This is a genomic window from Thalassovita aquimarina (assembly GCF_018219815.1).
Lineage (GTDB): Bacteria > Pseudomonadota > Alphaproteobacteria > Rhodobacterales > Rhodobacteraceae > Thalassobius > Thalassobius aquimarinus.
In genome coordinates this window covers 85,655-103,492 of sequence record NZ_JADMKU010000016.1, presented here as the reverse complement: position 1 = coordinate 103,492, position 17,838 = coordinate 85,655, and the positions used below count along the sequence as shown (strand labels likewise).

19 protein-coding genes, 1 tRNA gene and 1 pseudogene are annotated in these 17,838 nt (G+C 63.1%); 12 read left to right on the top strand and 9 right to left on the bottom strand.

The window, feature by feature from the left end:
- Positions 1 to 819: 819 nt before the first annotated feature.
- A tRNA-Ser gene (locus IT775_RS16130) sits at positions 820 to 909 on the bottom strand.
- Positions 910 to 1,107: 198 nt separating this feature from the next.
- Between IT775_RS16130 and IT775_RS16125 the strand changes: the two genes are divergently transcribed.
- Both IT775_RS16125 and IT775_RS16120 read left to right on the top strand, forming a co-directional pair.
- Positions 1,108 to 3,282 carry a YjbH domain-containing protein gene (locus tag IT775_RS16125; RefSeq protein WP_246525652.1) on the top strand — a complete coding sequence of 725 codons (2,175 nt, stop codon included), beginning with the start codon at positions 1,108 to 1,110 and terminating at the stop codon, positions 3,280 to 3,282.
- Between the two features lie 2 nt (positions 3,283 to 3,284).
- Positions 3,285 to 3,944: a YjbF family lipoprotein gene (locus IT775_RS16120; protein ID WP_212702251.1), complete on the top strand. Its 660-nt coding sequence runs from the start codon at positions 3,285 to 3,287 to the stop codon at positions 3,942 to 3,944.
- An 86-nt stretch (positions 3,945 to 4,030) separates the two neighbouring features.
- Here the strand turns inward: IT775_RS16120 and ychF are convergent, their stop codons facing one another.
- The gene (ychF, locus tag IT775_RS16115; RefSeq protein WP_212702250.1) at positions 4,031 to 5,128 is read right to left on the bottom strand and encodes a redox-regulated ATPase YchF; all 1,098 of its coding nucleotides are present in this window, start codon (positions 5,126 to 5,128) and stop codon (positions 4,031 to 4,033) included.
- Positions 5,129 to 5,221: 93 nt separating this feature from the next.
- Between ychF and IT775_RS16110 the strand changes: the two genes are divergently transcribed.
- A complete protein-coding gene (locus IT775_RS16110; protein ID WP_212702249.1) occupies positions 5,222 to 5,626 on the top strand; it encodes a VOC family protein in 405 nt (134 codons plus the stop codon).
- Between the two features lie 67 nt (positions 5,627 to 5,693).
- The gene (gene trpA, locus IT775_RS16105; protein ID WP_212702248.1) at positions 5,694 to 6,485 is read left to right on the top strand and encodes a tryptophan synthase subunit alpha; all 792 of its coding nucleotides are present in this window, start codon (positions 5,694 to 5,696) and stop codon (positions 6,483 to 6,485) included.
- A 209-nt stretch (positions 6,486 to 6,694) separates the two neighbouring features.
- On the opposite strand, the gene IT775_RS16100 is transcribed toward trpA, so the two are convergent.
- Both IT775_RS16100 and IT775_RS16095 read right to left on the bottom strand, forming a co-directional pair.
- Positions 6,695 to 7,471 carry a ZIP family metal transporter gene (locus IT775_RS16100; RefSeq protein ID WP_212702247.1) on the bottom strand — a complete coding sequence of 259 codons (777 nt, stop codon included), beginning with the start codon at positions 7,469 to 7,471 and terminating at the stop codon, positions 6,695 to 6,697.
- 15 nt (positions 7,472 to 7,486) lie between these two features.
- Positions 7,487 to 7,942, bottom strand: coding sequence for a MaoC family dehydratase (locus tag IT775_RS16095; protein ID WP_212702246.1), 456 nt, complete (start codon positions 7,940 to 7,942; stop codon positions 7,487 to 7,489).
- 129 nt (positions 7,943 to 8,071) lie between these two features.
- On the opposite strand from IT775_RS16095, the gene IT775_RS16090 reads away from it, so the two are divergent.
- From IT775_RS16090 to IT775_RS16060, 8 genes and pseudogenes are all read left to right on the top strand, one after another.
- On the top strand, positions 8,072 to 9,235 hold the full coding sequence (locus tag IT775_RS16090) for an alpha-hydroxy acid oxidase (RefSeq protein WP_212702245.1): 1,164 nt from the start codon (positions 8,072 to 8,074) through the stop codon (positions 9,233 to 9,235).
- A gap of 145 nt (positions 9,236 to 9,380) precedes the next feature.
- On the top strand, positions 9,381 to 10,028 hold the full coding sequence (locus IT775_RS16085) for a hypothetical protein (RefSeq protein WP_212702244.1): 648 nt from the start codon (positions 9,381 to 9,383) through the stop codon (positions 10,026 to 10,028).
- The gene (locus IT775_RS16080; protein ID WP_212702243.1) at positions 10,025 to 10,783 is read left to right on the top strand and encodes a sulfite exporter TauE/SafE family protein; all 759 of its coding nucleotides are present in this window, start codon (positions 10,025 to 10,027) and stop codon (positions 10,781 to 10,783) included. The genes IT775_RS16085 and IT775_RS16080 overlap by 4 nt, the downstream gene beginning before the upstream one ends.
- 232 nt (positions 10,784 to 11,015) lie before the next feature.
- A complete protein-coding gene (locus IT775_RS16075) occupies positions 11,016 to 11,651 on the top strand; it encodes a 50S ribosomal protein L25/general stress protein Ctc (RefSeq protein WP_212702242.1) in 636 nt (211 codons plus the stop codon).
- 136 nt (positions 11,652 to 11,787) lie between these two features.
- Complete coding sequence (gene pth / locus IT775_RS16070) at positions 11,788 to 12,465, top strand: aminoacyl-tRNA hydrolase (RefSeq protein ID WP_212702241.1); 678 nt, start codon at positions 11,788 to 11,790, stop codon at positions 12,463 to 12,465.
- Positions 12,462 to 12,635 (top strand): annotated as a pseudogene (locus IT775_RS21605) (DUF2332 family protein); the annotation flags it as partial. The gene pth and the pseudogene IT775_RS21605, both read left to right, overlap by 4 nt.
- 115 nt (positions 12,636 to 12,750) lie before the next feature.
- Complete coding sequence (locus tag IT775_RS16065) at positions 12,751 to 13,497, top strand: DUF2332 domain-containing protein (protein ID WP_281414369.1); 747 nt, start codon at positions 12,751 to 12,753, stop codon at positions 13,495 to 13,497.
- 171 nt (positions 13,498 to 13,668) lie between these two features.
- Positions 13,669 to 14,046 (top strand): DUF2237 family protein, encoded by a 378-nt coding sequence (locus IT775_RS16060; protein WP_212702240.1) that lies wholly within the window; start codon positions 13,669 to 13,671, stop codon positions 14,044 to 14,046.
- Here IT775_RS16060 and IT775_RS21600 read toward each other — a convergent pair.
- The 5 genes from IT775_RS21600 to IT775_RS16035 form a co-directional block, all read right to left on the bottom strand.
- Positions 14,028 to 14,306: a helix-turn-helix transcriptional regulator gene (locus tag IT775_RS21600; protein ID WP_343231153.1), complete on the bottom strand. Its 279-nt coding sequence runs from the start codon at positions 14,304 to 14,306 to the stop codon at positions 14,028 to 14,030. The genes IT775_RS16060 and IT775_RS21600 overlap by 19 nt on opposite strands.
- A gap of 268 nt (positions 14,307 to 14,574) precedes the next feature.
- Positions 14,575 to 15,099 (bottom strand): hypothetical protein, encoded by a 525-nt coding sequence (locus tag IT775_RS16050; RefSeq protein ID WP_212702239.1) that lies wholly within the window; start codon positions 15,097 to 15,099, stop codon positions 14,575 to 14,577.
- A gap of 102 nt (positions 15,100 to 15,201) precedes the next feature.
- Positions 15,202 to 15,690 (bottom strand): hypothetical protein, encoded by a 489-nt coding sequence (locus IT775_RS16045; protein ID WP_212702238.1) that lies wholly within the window; start codon positions 15,688 to 15,690, stop codon positions 15,202 to 15,204.
- A 508-nt stretch (positions 15,691 to 16,198) separates the two neighbouring features.
- A complete protein-coding gene (trpB, locus tag IT775_RS16040; RefSeq protein ID WP_212702237.1) occupies positions 16,199 to 17,440 on the bottom strand; it encodes a tryptophan synthase subunit beta in 1,242 nt (413 codons plus the stop codon).
- A gap of 128 nt (positions 17,441 to 17,568) precedes the next feature.
- The gene (locus tag IT775_RS16035; protein WP_212702236.1) at positions 17,569 to 17,829 is read right to left on the bottom strand and encodes an N-(5'-phosphoribosyl)anthranilate isomerase; all 261 of its coding nucleotides are present in this window, start codon (positions 17,827 to 17,829) and stop codon (positions 17,569 to 17,571) included.
- Between the last annotated feature and the right edge of the window lie 9 nt (positions 17,830 to 17,838).

Sequence of the window (17,838 nt, the reverse complement as noted above, 5' to 3'; positions counted from 1 at the left end):
GTCAGACATTTTACCGCTCGTTTTTCGAACGGTGAATCACGCCACCCGGCGGAAATCAATGGGTCCTGACCCTAGCGGCACGTATACCACGTCAGAAGCAGCTGCATGAACGCAATGCACAGGCACTGCTGGTGCAGATCGAAGCGCTGATTGGGCAACTATTCGGCCTTTCTGAAGAAGACATGACCTTGATCAGAGCAGTGCGGATCCCGGTATGAGTTAGTGTCAGAGTATGTGGTGCAATTTTCTCGGCCGCACTGATGCAGTCCCAGGCGGCCATCGAGGAGTATGGTCGAGTTGGAGTTTCAACGCTTCAATCACGTGTCACACGAAAACCTCGATAAAAAACTGAACCTTTCAGAGCTTCTAGCATAGCAGGTCAGCGGTGACTTTCTTCTCTCCGTCGTCGAAGCCGTGCTGCAGCTAACCCTGGAGGCCGATGTCGAGGGCCGATTGGCGCTGCCCACCCTGATGCGGTAGCTAGTCAGGCGGGCTCGACACCATCGCTATAGTATCGGCGAAGGGCCTCTTCAATACCAACTCTTTCCACCAGAAATCATCGGCTGGCTCAGCATGCCAACAGTTTTTCGTGTGTACGTGAACCAATTTGAACCAACTAGAATCATGAAATTTTCCTGCGGGCAAACCTTCCATCGTCCGTCGATACAAATAGCCAGACGTGTAAGAAAAGGTGTAGTGGGTTCAGCTACCCCAGCTTCAAGCGTGTCCGAATGTGGGTGAAAGTGTGGGGTAAATTTCGACACACGCCATCATGCCGCTCGTAAGACGCTGAATTTAATTCATATTTTTATATAATGGTGGCGGAGACGAAGGGATTCGAACCCTCGAGACGGTTTCCCGCCTACTCCCTTAGCAGGGGAGCGCCTTCGACCACTCGGCCACGTCTCCGCGGACGGGTTTATCTAGGCTGGCGGGCGGGGACAAGCAGAAAATTGAGCCGTCATGACAAAGCAGCGGCATCACTTGTGGGACATTGGCAACGCTGGGAGCGAAATCGGCCGCGGAAATCCCTCCGGATGGACAGGCAGTGCTTTTTTGCCTACCCAGAGGGACAGCACTTGCGAAACCAGCGAATTTTAAACGGGCATGAAACAGATGCGATTTTCCAGGACGACAACACCGGTCAAGACGCCCGGACGGGGCCGTCGGAGCCTGATGGCCAGCGTGTCGGTCCTGCTTCTGGCGCCACTTGCCGCGGCGGCCGAGGACGATGACGCGAATCCCTTCGTCGCGCCCCAGCCGCCGGGCTTCAACCTTTACGGCACCGTCGGCTTGGTCGACATGCCCACCGCCGACATGGCCCCCGACGCGACACTGTCGACCACGATTTCCCATTTCGCCGGCACCACCCGCACCACGCTGAGCTTCCAGGTTCTGCCGCGGCTGAGCGGCAGCTTCCGCTACAGCGCCATATCCGGCCTGCTGCTTCCGGGCAGCATCTATGACGGCAGCAAGACCTATTACGACCGCAGCTTCGACATGCGCTACCAGCTCCTCGAGGAAACCCGCGACCGCCCGGCCGTTTCGGTCGGCCTGCAGGATTTCATCGGCACCGGTCTTTATGGCGGCGAGTACATCGTAGCGAGCAAGTCGATCACGCCGCGGCTGAGAATCACTGGCGGTCTGGGCTGGGGCCGGCTGGGCAGTTACGGCGCGATCGGATCGACCGGCACCCGCCCGGCCGAGATCATCGGCCGCGGCGGCATTCCCACCTACGACCGCTGGTTCCGTGGCGATTTCGCCCCGTTTGGCGGGATCGAATGGCAAGCCACCGACCGGCTGTCCTTCAAGGCGGAATATTCCTCCGACGCCTATACAGACGAAGCGGACACCAGTGGGCTGTTCAGCCGCGACACGCCGTGGAATGTCGGCATCGACTACAAGTTCAAGAGCGGCATTCAGCTGTCGCTGTTCTCGCTCTACGGATCGGAAATCGGCGCCCTGGTCACGGTCCACAGCAATCCCAGATACGCCCCCTCGCCCGGCGGGCGCAACGGCGCGCCGGTGCCGGTCAAGCCGCGCAGCGCCGCCGATATGCGTGACCTGGGCTGGACCAGCGACGATGTGACGACCGCCAATATCCGCACCCGCCTGGCAAAGGCGCTGAAACGCGACGGGCTGGTCTTCGAAGGCATCGAACTGAGCGCGACCAAGGCGGTACTGCGCATGCGCAACCCGCTTTACATGGAAGAACCGCAAGCCCTGGGCCGCGCCGCGCGGGTGATGACCCGGATCCTGCCGGGATCGGTGGAACAGTTCACCATCGTGCCGATGGTCAGCGGCATGACCACCACCGCGGTGACCTTCCGGCGCAGCGACCTGGAGCGGCTGGAAAACGCCCCGGCTGCCGATTTGCTGGCCCGGACCCGGATCGAAAACGCCTATCGGCTTGCCCCTGCGGCGGAACAGGATCTCTATCCGGCGCTGTCCTGGTCGCTTGGCCCCTACGTCGCGCTCAGCGTGTTCGACCCCGACAACCCGGTGCGGGCCGATATCGGATTGCGGCTGAATGCGGATTACCATTTGGCTCCGAACTGGGTTCTGTCCGGCTCTGTCACCCAGAAACTTCAGGGCAACCTCGATACCGACACCACCTCGGTCCCTTCGGCGCTGCCGCGGGTGCGCACCGATTATTCCCAGTACAGCCGGAACACCGACCCGGCGATCGAGCACCTGACGCTGACCACCTTCGGCCGCCCGGGCAAGGATTTCTACAGCCGCGTGTCGGTCGGATACCTGGAAAAGATGTATGCCGGGATATCCGGTGAAATCCTGTGGAAACCGATCGACAGCCGCCTCGCCCTCGGGGCCGAGCTGAACTATGTCCAGAAACGCGATTACGACCAACTGTTCGGCCTGCGCGATTACGACACCGTGACCGGCCACGTCTCGGCTTATTACGCACTCGGCCGTGGCTTCCACACCCAGCTGGATGTCGGCCGCTACCTGGCCGGGGATTACGGCGCGACGGTTTCACTGGACCGCGAGTTCGCCAACGGCTGGCGCCTCGGGGCCTACGCGACCTTCACCGATGTGCCCTTCGACGATTTCGGCGAAGGGTCCTTCGACAAGGGCCTGCGGCTGACCATCCCGATGAGCTGGGCGCTCGGCACGCCGTCGCGGACCGTGAACAACATCAATGTCCAGTCGCTGACGCGCGACGGCGGCGCACGGCTGAATATCCGCGACCGGCTGTACCAGCGGGTGCGCGAGAATCACCGAAGAGACCTGATCAAGGAATGGGGACGGGTGTGGCGATGACGATGAATTCTGTTTTGCGGCGCCCTGCCCTGCTGGGCGCGGTCGCGCTCGGCCTTTTGGCTGGCTGCGGCAACGCGCCGGGGCGCGTCGACCTCAAGGAAATCATGCGCACCACCCTGAGCGGCAAGAAATCCGCGCCGCCCGAGGTGGATATCGCGGCCACCTTGCAGGCGACACCCGATCCGGTCTCGCTGGTGGTGCTGCAAAAGACCAATTCGGTTTCCCCGATCGTTGAAGTCGAACGCAACGGCGCCTATCGCACCTATGTCACGCCGTCACGCCAGACCATGACCCTGCGCCAGGGCGTGGTCACGGCGACGCGCGGGCTGAGCAACGATCTGATGTCATCGGACGTCGACGACACGCTGCGGCTGATTTCCGCCCGCCGGCCGGGCCAAACCCGGCGCGTCATGCGCTATCTCGATGGCGAGGAACAGATCGTCGCGCTGAATTTCGAGTGCCAGATGAGCGTCGGCGGCAGCCAGAAGGTCGCCGCGGGCGAAGTGTCGGCCATGGCCCGCGTGATGAGCGAAAACTGCAAGGGCGAAGGGCTGAGTTTCACCAACACCTACCTTGTCGACGGTTCCGGCGAGGTGCTGAGTTCGGTTCAGTGGCTCAACCCGACATATGGCCCCGCCGCGATCCAGGTGCTGCGCCGGTAGCACCGGACGGGAACAGGAATGTAAAAAGGCCCGCGCATGTTGCCCGGGCCTTTTTCATTGGGAATGCAGCCTGGCGCCGCCCCCGATCAGGTATTGAACAGGAAATGCAGGACGTCACCGTCCTTCACCACGTATGCCTTGCCCTCGGCGCGCATCTTGCCCGCTTCCTTGGCGCCCTGTTCCCCCTTGCAGGCGACAAAATCGTCATAAGCGATGGTTTCGGCGCGGATGAAGCCCTTTTCGAAATCACCGTGGATCACGCCCGCCGCCTGCGGCGCCAGCGTGCCCGCCTTGATGGTCCAGGCACGCGCCTCCTTCGGGCCAACGGTGAAATAGGTTTCCAGATGCAGCAATGCGTATCCGGCTCGGATCAACCGGTCGAGCCCGGCTTCCTCCAGCCCCATTTCGGACAGGAACATTTCAGCCTCTTCATCATCCAGCTGGCTGATCTCTTCCTCGATCCGGGCCGAGATGATGACATGGGAATTGCCCTGCTCGGCAGCCATTTTCGCCACCGCCTCGGAATGGGCGTTGCCGGTGGCGGCCTCTTCCTCGGATACGTTGCAGACGTAAAGAACCGGCTTGGTGGTCAACAGCTGCAGCATCTTCCAGGCCTTGAGGTCTTCATCGTCCACCTCGACCACGCGGGCGGGCTTGCCATTTTCCAGGGCCTCCTGCGCGGCGGCGAGCAGGCGGTCCTGCTGCTGGGCTTCCTTGTCGTTGCCCTTCAGCTTGCGCACCAGGTTAGCGCGGCGCTTCTCGATGCTTTCCAGGTCGGCCAGCATCAGCTCGGTCTCGATCGTGTCAGCATCGGCGACCGGGTCGACCCGGCCTTCGACATGGGTCACGTCGCCGTCTTCGAAACAGCGCAGCACATGGGCGATCGCATCGACTTCGCGGATATTGGCCAGGAACTGGTTGCCCAGGCCTTCGCCCTTGGACGCGCCTTTCACCAGCCCAGCGATGTCGACGAAGGTCATCCGCGCCGGCAGGATCGCCTTGGACCCGGCGATTTCGGCCAGCGTGTCGAGCCGCGCATCGGGCACGTTCACTTCGCCCACGTTCGGTTCGATGGTGCAGAACGGGAAATTCGCCGCCTGCGCGGCCGCGGTTTTCGTCAGCGCGTTGAACAGGGTCGACTTGCCGACATTGGGCAGACCCACGATTCCCATCTTAAAGCCCATGACCGGCCTCCTGTGACATTTCCGTGCCGCTTCTAGGCAAGGACTGTGTAGGACGCAAGCCACGTGTTAGCTTTGGGTATTGGAGGTGGCAAAATGACATTCACACCGCATTTGTATTTCGACGGCACCTGCGCCGAGGCGATGACCTTCTATGCCGACCTGTTCGGCGCCGGGGACCTGCAGATCATGCGCTTCAGCGACGCGTCCGGGGAAACCGGCCTGCCATCCAGCGACCGGGTGATGCATGCCCAGTTCAGCGCGGGCGGCCATGCCCTGATGGGATCGGACGTTCCGCCCGGGACGCCACATCAGCCGCAGACCTCGGTTGCGATCACCCATACCGCGCCCGATACCGAAACCGGACAGGTCCTGTTCGACCGGCTGGCCGATGGCGGCGAGGTCACGATGCCCTTCGCCCCCTCCTTCTTCGCCCCCGCTTTCGGCATGGTGACGGACCGTTTCGGCACCCATTGGATGATCATCGTAATGCCGGGATAAGGCGGCATTGATTTTCCCCGCCGAAACGGGCACATCCCTTCTGAGCAATGCAACAGAGGATGCCCGCATGACCCGCATCGACGCCAAATTCGCCGCCTTGAAGGCCGAGGGGAAGAAAGCTTTCGTGGCCTACATGATGGCGGGCGATCCCGACTATGACACCTCGCTGGAGATCATGAAGGCGCTGCCGGCGGCCGGTGTCGACGTGATCGAGCTGGGACAGCCCTTTACCGACCCGATGGCCGACGGCCCGACCATCCAGCTGGCCGGTCAGCGCGCGCTGTCAGCCGGGCAGACGCTGCAGAAAACGCTCGACATGGCGCGCGCGTTCCGTGAAACCGACGATACCACGCCGATCGTGATGATGGGATATTACAACCCGATCTACAGCCGTGGCGTCGACCGGTTCCTGACCGACGCCAAGGCGGCCGGGATCGACGGCCTGATCGTAGTCGACCTGCCGCCCGAGGAAGACGACGAACTGTGCATCCCGGCGCAGAAGGCGGGGCTGAACTTCATCCGGCTCGCCACGCCCACCACCGACGACAAGCGGCTGCCCAAGGTGCTGCAGAACACGTCGGGCTTCGTCTATTACGTGTCGATCACCGGCATCACCGGCGCGGCGGAAGCGCAGGCCACCAATGTCGGCCCGGAAGTGGCCCGGATCAAGGCCAAGACCGACCTGCCGGTGATCGTCGGCTTCGGCATCAATTCGCCCGAGGCCGCCGAAACCATCGCCGGCACCGCCGACGGCTGCGTGGTGGGATCGGCCATCGTCAAGCAAATCGGTGCCGGAAAATCCACCGAAGAAATCGCCGCTTTCGTCAAGTCGCTGGCCGACGGCGCGCACCGCGCCTGAGACACGGGCGCCGCTTCACAAAGAGTGCGAAAAGATGGGGGCGCTGCCACCGTCGCGCGCCGCGCGACTCCCCCGGGATATTTGTGAAAAGAAGAAGCAGCGTTTTCTTGGTGCCAATACCCCGCCGGAGGCATCCCCGAGTGAAATCGGCGGAGGCGATTTCACGAGACATCAGGCGCGCGCCACCGGCGCGCACAATCGGATCACGCTCAGCCCAGGATCACGTCGAGCAGCATCATCAGGATCAGACCGGCCAGAAGTCCCCTCGTCGCCTCGTCCTGATGGCCGTTGCGATGGGTTTCGGGGATGATTTCGTGGCTGATGATATAGACCATTGCGCCGGCCGCGAAGCTCAGCCCCAGCGGCAGGACATAGACGGAAACATGGACCAGCGAGACCCCAAGCGCCCCGCCCACCGGTTCCACCAGCCCGGTCAACAACGCGAGCAGGAAGGCACGCCCGCGGCCATACCCCTGCCCCAACAAGGCCACCGCCACCGCCAGCCCCTCGGGCGCATTCTGCAACGCGATGCCGGTGGCCAGCGTCAGCCCGTTGGCCATGTCGCCGCCGCCAAAACCGATGCCGACCGCCATGCCCTCGGGGAAGTTGTGGATGGTGATCGCCAGCACGAAAAGCCAGACCTTGGGCAGCGCGCCGGGATCGGCGCCTTCCGGACCGACGACGAAATGTTCATGCGGCAGCACCCGGTTGAGCCAGGCCACCAGCCAGGCGCCGAGCGCGATACCGACGCCCGACAGCCCCGCCGCCGCCGACACCGATCCGTAGATATCGGTGCCGTAATCGATCCCCGGCAGGATCAGCGAGAAGAACGAGGCCGACAGCATCACCCCTGCGGCAAAACCCAGCATGGTATCGTTGCTGCGCTGTGACGGGCGCTGCCCGAACAGTACCGGCAGGGCGCCCACCCCGGTGGTCAGCCCCGCCGCGAGGCTGGCCAGCGTGCCGATCAGGATGATGTTGTCCATCGCCCCTCCTTGCCGCTACGCTGGTTTGCCCGTTACAGGCCTCCGGCGCAGGATATGGGTGGTGCGATAGGTCATCACCTTGTCGCCGTCCTGGTTATACGTGTCGTAACGGATCTCGGTCCGGCCCCGGTCGGGGCGCGACCGCGACGGGGCCGATCCGATCACCTCGGCGTTGACGCGTAGCGTGTCGCCCGGGCGTACCGGCTTCAGCCAGCGCAATTCGTCTATGCCCGGCGAGCCCAGCGACGCCTCGTTCCAGATGTCTGCCTCCAATGTCAGCAGGAACCCCACCACCATGGTCTGGAACCCGCTGGCGATCAGCCCGCCATAGGGGGTGTCCCTGCCCGCATCTTCGTCGACGTGAAACGGTTGCGGATCGTATTTGCGGGCGAAATCAACCATTTCGTCCAGCGGGATTTGCCGCGTGCCGGTTTCGAAGGTAAAACCGACAGGCAGGTCGTCGAAATACATATGGCGTCTCCTCGCACCTGTGGTTGACAGGGTCGTGTATCTGACGCCGGATGGCAATGGATTTACCATTGCCCTGAATCGCCGCCATCGGTAAGGAAACCTAACCAATATCGCAGAAAGAGCACGATTATGCCTGTCATCACCTGCATTGAAGACCTCAAGCGTATTTATCAGCGCCGCACGCCGCGGATGTTCTACGATTACGCCGAAAGCGGCAGCTGGACCGAACAGACCTTCCGCGAAAACGTGTCCGATTTCGAACAGATCAGGCTGCGCCAGCGGGTGGCGGTGGACATGTCGGGGCGCTCGACCGCGACACAGATGATCGGGCAGAACGTGGCGATGCCGGTGGCGCTGGCGCCGGTGGGGCTGACCGGCATGCAATGCGCCGACGGCGAGATCAAGGCGGCCCGCGCGGCGGAGAAATTCGGCGTGCCCTTCACCCTGTCGACCATGTCGATCAATTCGATCGAGGACGTGGCCGAGGCCACCACGAAACCGTTCTGGTTCCAGCTTTACACCATGAAGGACACCGATTTCGTCAGCCGCCTGATCCAGCGCGCCAAGGCCGCGAACTGTTCGGCGCTGGTGATCACGCTGGACCTGCAAATCCTCGGCCAGCGCCACAAGGACCTGAAGAACGGGCTGTCGGCGCCGCCGAAGCTGACGCCGTCGACCATCGCCAACCTGATGACCAAGTGGCGTTGGGGTCTGGCCATGCTGGGCGCCAAGCGGCGCCATTTCGGCAATATCGTCGGCCATGTCGAGGGCGTGTCGGATGCCGCCAACCTCGGCGCCTGGACCGCCGAGCAGTTCGACCCGACGCTCGACTGGAGCAAGATCGCCAAGATCAAGGAAGAATGGGGCGGGCCGGTGATCCTGAAGGGGATCCTCGATGCCGAGGACGCCAAGATGGCGCTGCAGGTGGGGGCCGACGCGATCGTGGTGTCGAACCACGGCGGCCGGCAGCTTGACGGCGCGATCAGCTCGATCAAGGCGCTGCCCTCGATCCTCGACGCGGTGGGCGACCATGTCGAGGTGCATCTCGACAGCGGCATCCGGTCCGGCCAGGACATCCTGAAGGCCGTCGCGATGGGGGCCAAGGGCACCTATATCGGCCGCGCCTTCGTCTATGGATTGGGCGCGATGGGTGAACAGGGCGTCAGCACGGCACTGCAGGTCCTGCACAAGGAACTGGACACGTCGATGGCGCTGTGCGGCCGGCGCCGGATCGACGAGCTCGACCGGTCGGTGCTGCTGGTGCCGGAGGATTTCGGCGGCCGCTGGCAATAGGCGGAAAGGGGCGAAGGGGGGGCTGTCTGCCCCCCGGCCCTGGCGGGCCTCCCCCCGAGGATATTTTCGAACAGGAGAAGGGCTGGGGTTTTGACAGAGCCCGCGGCTTGGGGCAGGTTGACGCGGAGTTGCAAAGGGGCGCCGCATGCTGGTTTTCGTCGATGCCAATCTGGTTCTGTTCGCGGTGCCGAAAACCGGGTCCACCGCCTATCATATGGCGCTGAAGGGCATGGCCGATATCAGCTTCGCCCGCAAACCCGGCTACAAGCACATGGCGCTGCGCAAGTACGAACGCCATTTCGCGCCCTACCTGAAAGACGCGCATGGGCTGGAGCCGGAACGCGTGGCCGTCATGCGCGACCCCGTCGAACAGATCCGCAGCTGGTACCGGTACCGGTCGCGCCCGACACCGCGCAAGGAAAAGGGCGTGCTGGGCGGGATGAGCTTCGATGATTTCGTGGCCGAGGTGATCGCGCCGAAACCGGCGGAATTTGCCAAGATCGGATCGCAGCTGACCTTCCTGTCCTCCGATGACGGGGCGGTCCGGGTCGATCACCTATTCGCCTATGAACGCCCGACCCTGTTGCGGCAATTCCTGACCGACAGGCTGGGCAAGGATTTCGAGACCAAGCCGAAGAACGTGTCGCCGCAGATCGACGCGCCGCTGAGTGCCGAAATGGAGGCGCGGCTGCGCGCGGTGCGGGCAGAGGAATTCGCGCTTTACGACCGGATCGTCGCAGCCGACGGGCATCTGCGGGGGCCGGTCATCGCTCAATCGGGTTACGACGGATGAGTGTCGGGTTCGATCCCGTCATTGCGAGTGTCACGATTGCAGCGGTTTTCCTGATCTCGTTCATGAAAGGTGCCTTCGGCGGAGGCTTCGCGATCGTGGGCATCCCGCTGCTTGCGCTGGTGATGGACCCGATCGAAGCGGGGGCGCTGCTTGCCCCGCTCTTTGTCGCCATGGATCTGGTCGCCCTGCGCTTTTGGTCACCCGCCACCTGGTCGAAGCCGGACCTGAAGGTCCTGCTTCCCGCGCTCGTGGTGGGGATCGCGCTCGGCACATGGCTGCTTGGCGTTCTCGATCCGGGATATGTCGCGATCCTGATCGGGCTTCTGACACTCGTCTTCGCCATCCGCTGGTTTCTCGGCGGCGGCCAGCCAAAGCCCCGAGCGCGTTCGGTGCTGAAAGCGGCAGTCGCCGGGACTGCGTCGGGCATGACGACGATGTTGGCCCATTCCGGCGGCCCTCCGCTGGCAATCTATCTCCTGCCGCTCGGGCTGCCGAAAAACGTCTATGCGGGAACGACGAGCCTGTTCTTCACCGCCGGCAACCTCATCAAGGCCGTGCCGTGGCTTTGGATTTGGGCGCTGTCAGTTCAGCAGTGGGGGCTGATGGCGCTCTGTCTGCCGGCAATTCCGGCCGGAGTGTGGGCAGGCTGGCGGCTGCACGAGCGTTTGGACCAGGTTCTGCTGTACCGCATCCTCTATGCGCTGCTTGTCGTCGTTGCCCTGAAACTGATCTGGGATGGCGCAAGCGGCGGCTGACGGCCCACCGGCTGCGGAGCCGCTTCCCTGTCCCGCATGAGGCGCGGAATCCGCGCCGGTCACCACGTTCGGTGAACCGCATGCCCGCGGTGTGAAGCGGAGAACGCCGAGGCATGGGCAGACAACGCCAAAAACCCCTTTCCAATCGGGCCCGAGTCGTCTATACGCGCGGCTTCATGCGGGTATACAGCCTTGGAGGATACCCGCGCATCTAACATATTGGAGAATTCAAATGGCTGGAGAAATTCCTGATCTTCACGCCGAGGTCCGGACGGGGACAGGCAAGGGCGCCGCTCGTCAGGCACGTCGCGAAGGCAAAGTACCCGGTGTGGTTTTCGGTGGTGACGCCGACCCGGTGGCAATCAACCTGCCGTTCAACGAACTGTTCAAGCGCCTGAAGGCCGGCCGGTTCAAGTCGACCCTGTTCAACATGAAGCTTGACGGTCACGACGACGTGCGGGTGATCTGCCGCGACGTTCAGCGCGACGTGGTCAAGGACCTGCCGACCCATGTCGATTTCATGCGCCTGCGCCGCACCAGCCGCATCAACCTGTTCATCCACGTGGATTTCCTGAACCAGGAAACCTGCCCGGGTCTGAAAAAGGGCGGCGTTCTGACCGTTGTCCGCCCCGAAGTGGAACTGAACGTGCTGGCCGGCGACATTCCGGAAAAGATCGAAATCGATCTGGCCGAAACGGATATTGGCGACGTGCTGCACATCAGCGACGTCACCCTGCCCGAAGGCGCCAAGGCAACCATCGACCGTGACTTCGTGATCGCCAACATTTCGGCCCCGTCGGGGCTGCGTTCGGCCGAGGATGAAGCCGAGGGCGAAGAAGCCGAAGCAGCCGAAGGCGGCGAAGAGTAATCTGCGCGCCCTTGGGCCAGAAAATTCCGAGAACGCGGATCCCCCGGGGTCCGCGTTTTTCTTTGCGCGGCCTGTGCGTTGAACCCGCCCCTGCCAACCGCTAGATTGCGCCCGAGCAGGCAGAAGGAAACCGCGCATGCAGCTTTGGGTGGGATTGGGAAATCCGGGGGCGAAATACGCCGGCAACCGCCACAATATCGGGTTCATGGCGCTGGACCGGATCGCCGATAACCACGGCTTCGCGCCGTGGCGGAAGAAGTTCCAGGGCCAGCTGAGCGAGGGCAAGCTGGGGTCGGAAAAGGTGATCCTGCTGAAACCCGAAACCTTCATGAACCTGTCCGGACAGTCGGTCGGCGAAGCGATGCGGTTCTACAAGCTTTCCCCCGCTGACGTGATGGTATTCCACGACGAGTTGGACCTTGCGCCGGGCAAAGCCCGGGTCAAGCAGGGCGGCGGCCATGCCGGCCATAACGGTCTGCGCTCGATCCATCAGCATATCGGCGCCGATTACGGCCGGGTGCGGCTGGGCATCGGCCATCCCGGCCACAAGGATCGCGTGGCGGGGTACGTGCTGTCTGATTTCGCCAAGGCCGATCAGGATTGGCTCGACGATCTGCTGCGTGGGATCAGCGACGGGGCGGCGGATCTGGCGGCGGGCGACAGCGGCCGTTTCCTCAATGCCGTGGCGCTGCGGGTAGCCCCGCCGCGTAGTTCCGGCGGCGCCAAGCCGAAGCCGGAACAGCCCGCCAAGACCGCTCCGGAACCGCAAGACACCCGCAGCCCGATGGAAAAGCTGATGGACAAGTTCAAGTGAGCCTGCGGGCACATTTCCGCCAGCAGGCCGAGGTCTGCGATGCGCTCGGGTCGGCCTTCACCGCGCGCTTGTTGCGCTGTCTCGCCGCGCGAATGATGCCGGGGCGGGCGGTTGAAACCCGCCTGTTCGACTGGCCCGAAGCGCGACTGAAATCCGACGCGGTCGCGCTGCGGCTGGCAGGGGCGCTGCACGCGCTGGTGCTAATGGGCCGCGACGACGGCCTGAGCTCCCCCTCCGCCGCAGCAGGCGGCGGAGGGGGAGCTCTGGAATGCAGTCGACGCGGCGCTGGCGGCCCACGAGGCGCATATCCTTCACTGGCTCGACAGTGCACCGCAAACCAACGAGGTGCGCCGCGCGATGGCGCTGATCCTCGGGGCTGCAGTCGCCGCGGATCATTTTCCGGGCCTGCCCCTGCGGATCAGCGAACTGGGCGCTTCGGCCGGGTTGAACCTGAATTTCGACCGCTTCGGCCTGACCCTGCCTGAAGGCCGCATCGGGCCGGAAGATCCGGCGCTGACGCTGAGCCCGGATTGGCAGGGCACCCCGCCCCCTCTGGCGCGGTTCCAGCTCGCCGAGCGGCGCGGTATCGACCTCAACCCGGTCGATCCGCGTGATCCGGATCAGGTGCTGCGGCTGAAAAGCTATATCTGGCCCGATCAGCCGAACCGGATGGCAAGGACCGAGGCCGCACTTTCGATCGCGCAGCCGCTGGTCGATCCGGGCGATGCCGGAGACTGGTTGATGCGGCGTCTGGCCGACCCGGTGCCGGGCCGGATCGATTTCCTCTATCACACCATCGCCTGGCAGTATTTCCCCGACACCACCGCGCGGACCTGCCGGGCTGCCATCGACCGGGCCGCCGCGCGCGCCACGCCGCAGGCGCCCTTTGCCTGGCTCAGCTTTGAAATGGACGATCAGCGCCCCGGAGCGCCGGTTCTGCTGCGGCTCTGGCCAGGAAACATCGCGATGCCGCTGGGGCGGATGGATTTCCATGGCCGGTGGTTTCGCTTCGCCCGCAACCCCGCTCCCTGAAACGCCACGACAGCGCGAACTGCCGCGTTTCCGCCCCGTCATTCCGCCCGGCCGTCCGATACGCAAGCGGGGTTTTCGCAGGACTGACAGAGAGCCGCTGGCCGATCGTGAATTTCGTACTATCTCAACGCGTTGCCCACCCCTACACTGGTTCGTAAAACAGGAGCGCACATGGTCACCCCCTACCCGTCCGTCAATGTTCTCGGCACCGCGCTGGAACCCTGTTCCCGCGATCCTCTAACCGGTTATTTCCGCGACGGCCATTGCAACACCTGCCGCGAAGATACCGGCAGCCACACGGTCTGCGTGATCATGACCGCCGAATTCCTGGCCTTTTCGAAATATGTCGGCAACGACCTGACCACACCGCAACCACAGTTTCAGTTCGCGGGGCTGAAACCGGGCGACAGCTGGTGCCTGTGCGCCGCACGCTTCCTGCAGGCGCATGACGAGGGCTGCGCGCCGCTGGTGCGGCTGCAATCCACCCATCACGACGCGCTGGACATCGTGCCGCTGGAAATCCTGGAACTTTATCGCGCGCCGGATTGAAGCCGGGCCGCGCCCTGTTCCTCGAGACCGGGCAGGCCCTCGGCCATCAGGTCCTCGATGAACAGGCTCAGCAACTGTGGCCGGTTCGCCACTTGCGCCTTGCGATAGATCGCATTGGTCTGCGCCTTCACCGTGCCTTCCGAGGTGTTGCGCAACCCGGCGATCTCCGCAGTGCTCAACCCCTTGATCGAAAACAGCGCCACGTCGCGTTCGGCCGGCGTCAGCCCCCATTGGTCGAACTTTTCTTCCAGCAGGTCCATGAAGGCGCCCGAGGCCACCCGCAACTGCCCTTTCACTCGGCGTGCTTCGCGGATGCTGCGCAACAGGGCAAAGCCGCCAAGAACCAGCCCCAGCAGCAACCCAAGCGCCGCTCCGACTTCCAGCAGTTCCCGGCTTTGCCACGAAATCGGGCTGCTACGAACACCGAAAACCGTCAGCAGGATATCGGAAACGAAAAAGATCGCACAGATGGCCTGAACAACGAAAATCAGGACGATCGAGGCAACGCTGCGCATCCGGCCATACCGTTCAGTCATCGCCACCCGGCCCGTCATCACCACCCGAGTCGCCGCCGGAATCGCCTTCGCCTTCACCGGATTCTCCGCCACTGTCGGCATCCGCATCGCCGCCACCATCGTCGCCGCCGCCAGAATCACCACCGCCGTCGTCGCCACCGCTGTCGTCACCACCGTCACCGTGGCCGGAATCGCCGCCGTCGTCGCCGCTGTCACTGCCGCCACCGTCCGGGCCGTCGCCGCCCGTCGACGGGGGCCCCGGATTGGCCAGGATCACTGGGCCGCTATCGTCTTCGGAGGCCCAGAAATCACGCAGGATTTCGCCCGTACGCGGATTGACGATAATTTCACGGCGCTCACCATCCCGCCGCGCCAGAATCCTGGTCCGGCCCAGCCAGGTACGCGACACGGTGATTTCCTGGTAGCCCTGCTGCTTGAGCTGGGACACGACGCTGTCGCGCACCCCATCTGCCGCGGCAGGCAGGGCCGCCAGCATCATCACGATGATCAATGGCTTCAGTTGAACTTTGCCGAACATATCACAGACCTACACAGGATACTGGCTGCCCCGTCAAGCGGGGCAGCCTGATGTTAACTCATACAACGCTTACTCGTACAAAGCGATTGGTAAGCGCAGCGATCAGTCGTCACCGCCTTCGCCACCGTCGCCTTCTCCTTCGCCGCCTTCGCCACCATCGCCATCACCGCCGTCGCTGTCACCGCCGTCGTCGCCACCGTGGTCGCTTTCACCGCCGTGATCGCCTTCGCCATCGTCGCTGCCGTCGTCATCGCCGTAGCCGTGTTCTTGTTCCTGCTCCTGTTCCTGCTCCTGTTCCTGCTCTTGTTCTTGTTCCTGCGCCTGTTCCTGTTCTTGCTCTTGTTCACCGGCCGCGTCGTCCTCTTCATCGTCCGAGGACAAGCTCCCATCGCGCGGATCGAAATTCACGTTGCTGGCCGTCTGGTAGGATCCGGCCTTGAAGCTGTTCGCTTCTTCAGTACCAAGCAGCCCGGCCTGGAAAGTGGTCATGAACCGCGCGGTGACGCGGTGCATCGCGGTTTCCGGATTGCTTGCAGTCGCTTGATTGCCCAGCACCAGAATCGAAGCCGCCAGGGGGATAAGTACTTTCATCGATCAGTCTCCTGTTTGTGTTTTGCCGAAGCCGCGGCGGGGACATGCCACGTTCGGCTTGACTGCAAGAAAGACAGCTTCCGGGACATTGGCCATTCGCCCCGGGTTTATACCTTACCGATAAACCTGAGTTTACAAATTTATCATATTTATTCAGCCACTTAGGGAAAATTCACAGAGCAAGGAAATTGCCGCCCAACAACCGCTTCCATCCGAATAAACCTCAGTTTATGGCCTCATCTGCAACGGGATCGCGAATGCCCGTCCGTTTGCCCAGCGACATGTCCGCGAAGAATGACCTGGGCCGTCGCAACGATCCCGGCGGATGGAAAAGACCGCCCTGACAGGACGGGAAACCCCGGACCAAGGGCGCAATGCGATTCGGCCCGAACCGGGAAACCGCGGTGAACGCCATTTCCGGCGGCACATGACGAAAAAAGGGCGCCGCAACCGGCGCCCCTCTCACACGATCCCGAGGATAATGAAACTGTACTGATACCGCTTAAAATCAGCGCCCTATTTCACCGGCGATTTCCACCCCCAGATGGCGCGCCACGGTGAAGATATCCTTGTCGCCCCGGCCACACATGTTCATCACGATGATATGGTCCTTGGGAAGCTCGGGGGCGATTTTCATCACATGGGCCAGCGCATGGCAGGGTTCCAGCGCCGGGATGATGCCCTCTGTCGAACAGCTGAGCTGGAACGCCTCCAGCGCTTCGGCATCGGTGATCGACACGTATTCGGCCCGGCCGGTATCGTGCAGCCAGCTGTGTTCAGGCCCGATCCCGGGATAGTCGAGCCCCGCCGAAATCGAATAGCCTTCGAGGATCTGGCCATCATCGTCCTGCAGCAGGTAGGTTCGGTTGCCGTGCAGCACCCCGGGCCGGCCGCCGGTCAGCGAGGCGCAATGTTCCATGTTTTCATCCACGCCCTTGCCGCCGGCCTCGACCCCGATGATGCGCACCGATTTGTCGTCGAGGAACGGGTAAAACAGGCCCATCGCATTGGAGCCGCCGCCGATCGCGGCGATCACCGTGTCGGGCAGGCGGCCTTCGCCTTCCTGTTCTTCCAACTGCCAGCGCACTTCCTTGCCGATGATCGACTGGAAATCGCGCACCATCGCCGGATAGGGATGCGGGCCGGCCACGGTGCCGATGCAATAGAAGGTGTCGCGCACATTGGTCACCCAGTCGCGCAACGCGTCGTTCATCGCGTCCTTCAACGTGCCGCGACCGCTGGTCACGGCCACCACTTCGGCGCCCAGCAGCCGCATGCGGAACACGTTGGGTTTCTGCCGCTCGACGTCATGCGCCCCCATGTAGACGACGCATTTGAGACCGAACTTGGCGCAGACCGTGGCGGTGGCGACACCATGCTGCCCGGCGCCGGTTTCGGCGATGATCCGGGTCTTGCCCATCCGCTTGGCCAGCAGGATCTGGCCCAGCACGTTGTTGATCTTGTGCGCACCGGTGTGGTTCAGTTCATCACGCTTGAGATAGATCTTGGCGCCGCCCAGATGCTGCGTCAACCCCTCGGCATAGTACAGCGGAGACGGACGGCCGACGTAATGCTTCCACAGATAATCCATCTCGGCCCAGAAGTCCGGATCGGTCTTGGCCTTCTCATATTCCTCTTCCAGCGACAGGATCAGAGGCATCAGTGTTTCGGACACGAAACGCCCGCCGAAGTCACCGAAACGACCCTTTTCGTCGGGGCCGGTCATGAAGCTGTTGAAAAGATCAGTCATCGGGTGCGCCCTATTTTTACATCGGCATCTTCATACTGGCTTCGCCGCACGAAGGAAATGCCCGGCGACGAAATAACCCTGCAATGCGCATACCTGGCCACAGGCGCAAACGCGGGCGCGCGCCCGCGTCAATCGCCCGCGCGCGCGGGCGATCCCGCCGCCCGGACCCGGCGGATCGGTTCGACATTGCAGCAAACGATGAAGTGACGGCCGTTTTCCAACGCCTGCCAGCCGCGCTTGGCCACCTCGGACAAGAACGCCTCGCGCCCGACGATCCGTTCCACATCGCGGACCTGCCGCTTGATCACACCGCCAAGGCGGGCATCGCGCGATGAAAACACAGCGCGCATCCAAATCTCGAGGGCGATATTATCGGGCAAGCCTTGCATGCCCCGAAC

Bases quoted from the DNA above. Each gene is read 5' to 3' on its own strand.
- pth (WP_212702241.1), top strand. From the start codon at position 11,788: ATGCAGCTTTGGGTGGGATTGGGAAATCCGGGGGCGAAATACGCCGGC.
- IT775_RS16075 (WP_212702242.1), top strand. From the start codon at position 11,016: ATGGCTGGAGAAATTCCTGATCTTCACGCCGAGGTCCGGACGGGGACA.
- IT775_RS16085 (WP_212702244.1), top strand. From the start codon at position 9,381: ATGCTGGTTTTCGTCGATGCCAATCTGGTTCTGTTCGCGGTGCCGAAA.
- IT775_RS21600 (WP_343231153.1), bottom strand. From the start codon at position 14,306: ATGGACCTGCTGGAAGAAAAGTTCGACCAATGGGGGCTGACGCCGGCC.
- IT775_RS16110 (WP_212702249.1), top strand. From the start codon at position 5,222: ATGACATTCACACCGCATTTGTATTTCGACGGCACCTGCGCCGAGGCG.
- IT775_RS16095 (WP_212702246.1), bottom strand. From the start codon at position 7,942: ATGTATTTCGACGACCTGCCTGTCGGTTTTACCTTCGAAACCGGCACG.
- IT775_RS16045 (WP_212702238.1), bottom strand. From the start codon at position 15,690: ATGAAAGTACTTATCCCCCTGGCGGCTTCGATTCTGGTGCTGGGCAAT.
- IT775_RS16125 (WP_246525652.1), top strand. From the start codon at position 1,108: ATGAAACAGATGCGATTTTCCAGGACGACAACACCGGTCAAGACGCCC.
- IT775_RS16060 (WP_212702240.1), top strand. From the start codon at position 13,669: ATGGTCACCCCCTACCCGTCCGTCAATGTTCTCGGCACCGCGCTGGAA.
- IT775_RS16120 (WP_212702251.1), top strand. From the start codon at position 3,285: ATGAATTCTGTTTTGCGGCGCCCTGCCCTGCTGGGCGCGGTCGCGCTC.
- trpB (WP_212702237.1), bottom strand. From the start codon at position 17,440: ATGACTGATCTTTTCAACAGCTTCATGACCGGCCCCGACGAAAAGGGT.
- IT775_RS16100 (WP_212702247.1), bottom strand. From the start codon at position 7,471: ATGGACAACATCATCCTGATCGGCACGCTGGCCAGCCTCGCGGCGGGG.
- ychF (WP_212702250.1), bottom strand. From the start codon at position 5,128: ATGGGCTTTAAGATGGGAATCGTGGGTCTGCCCAATGTCGGCAAGTCG.
- IT775_RS16080 (WP_212702243.1), top strand. From the start codon at position 10,025: ATGAGTGTCGGGTTCGATCCCGTCATTGCGAGTGTCACGATTGCAGCG.
- IT775_RS16090 (WP_212702245.1), top strand. From the start codon at position 8,072: ATGCCTGTCATCACCTGCATTGAAGACCTCAAGCGTATTTATCAGCGC.
- trpA (WP_212702248.1), top strand. From the start codon at position 5,694: ATGACCCGCATCGACGCCAAATTCGCCGCCTTGAAGGCCGAGGGGAAG.
- IT775_RS16050 (WP_212702239.1), bottom strand. From the start codon at position 15,099: ATGTTCGGCAAAGTTCAACTGAAGCCATTGATCATCGTGATGATGCTG.
- IT775_RS16035 (WP_212702236.1), bottom strand. From the start codon at position 17,829: ATGCAAGGCTTGCCCGATAATATCGCCCTCGAGATTTGGATGCGCGCT.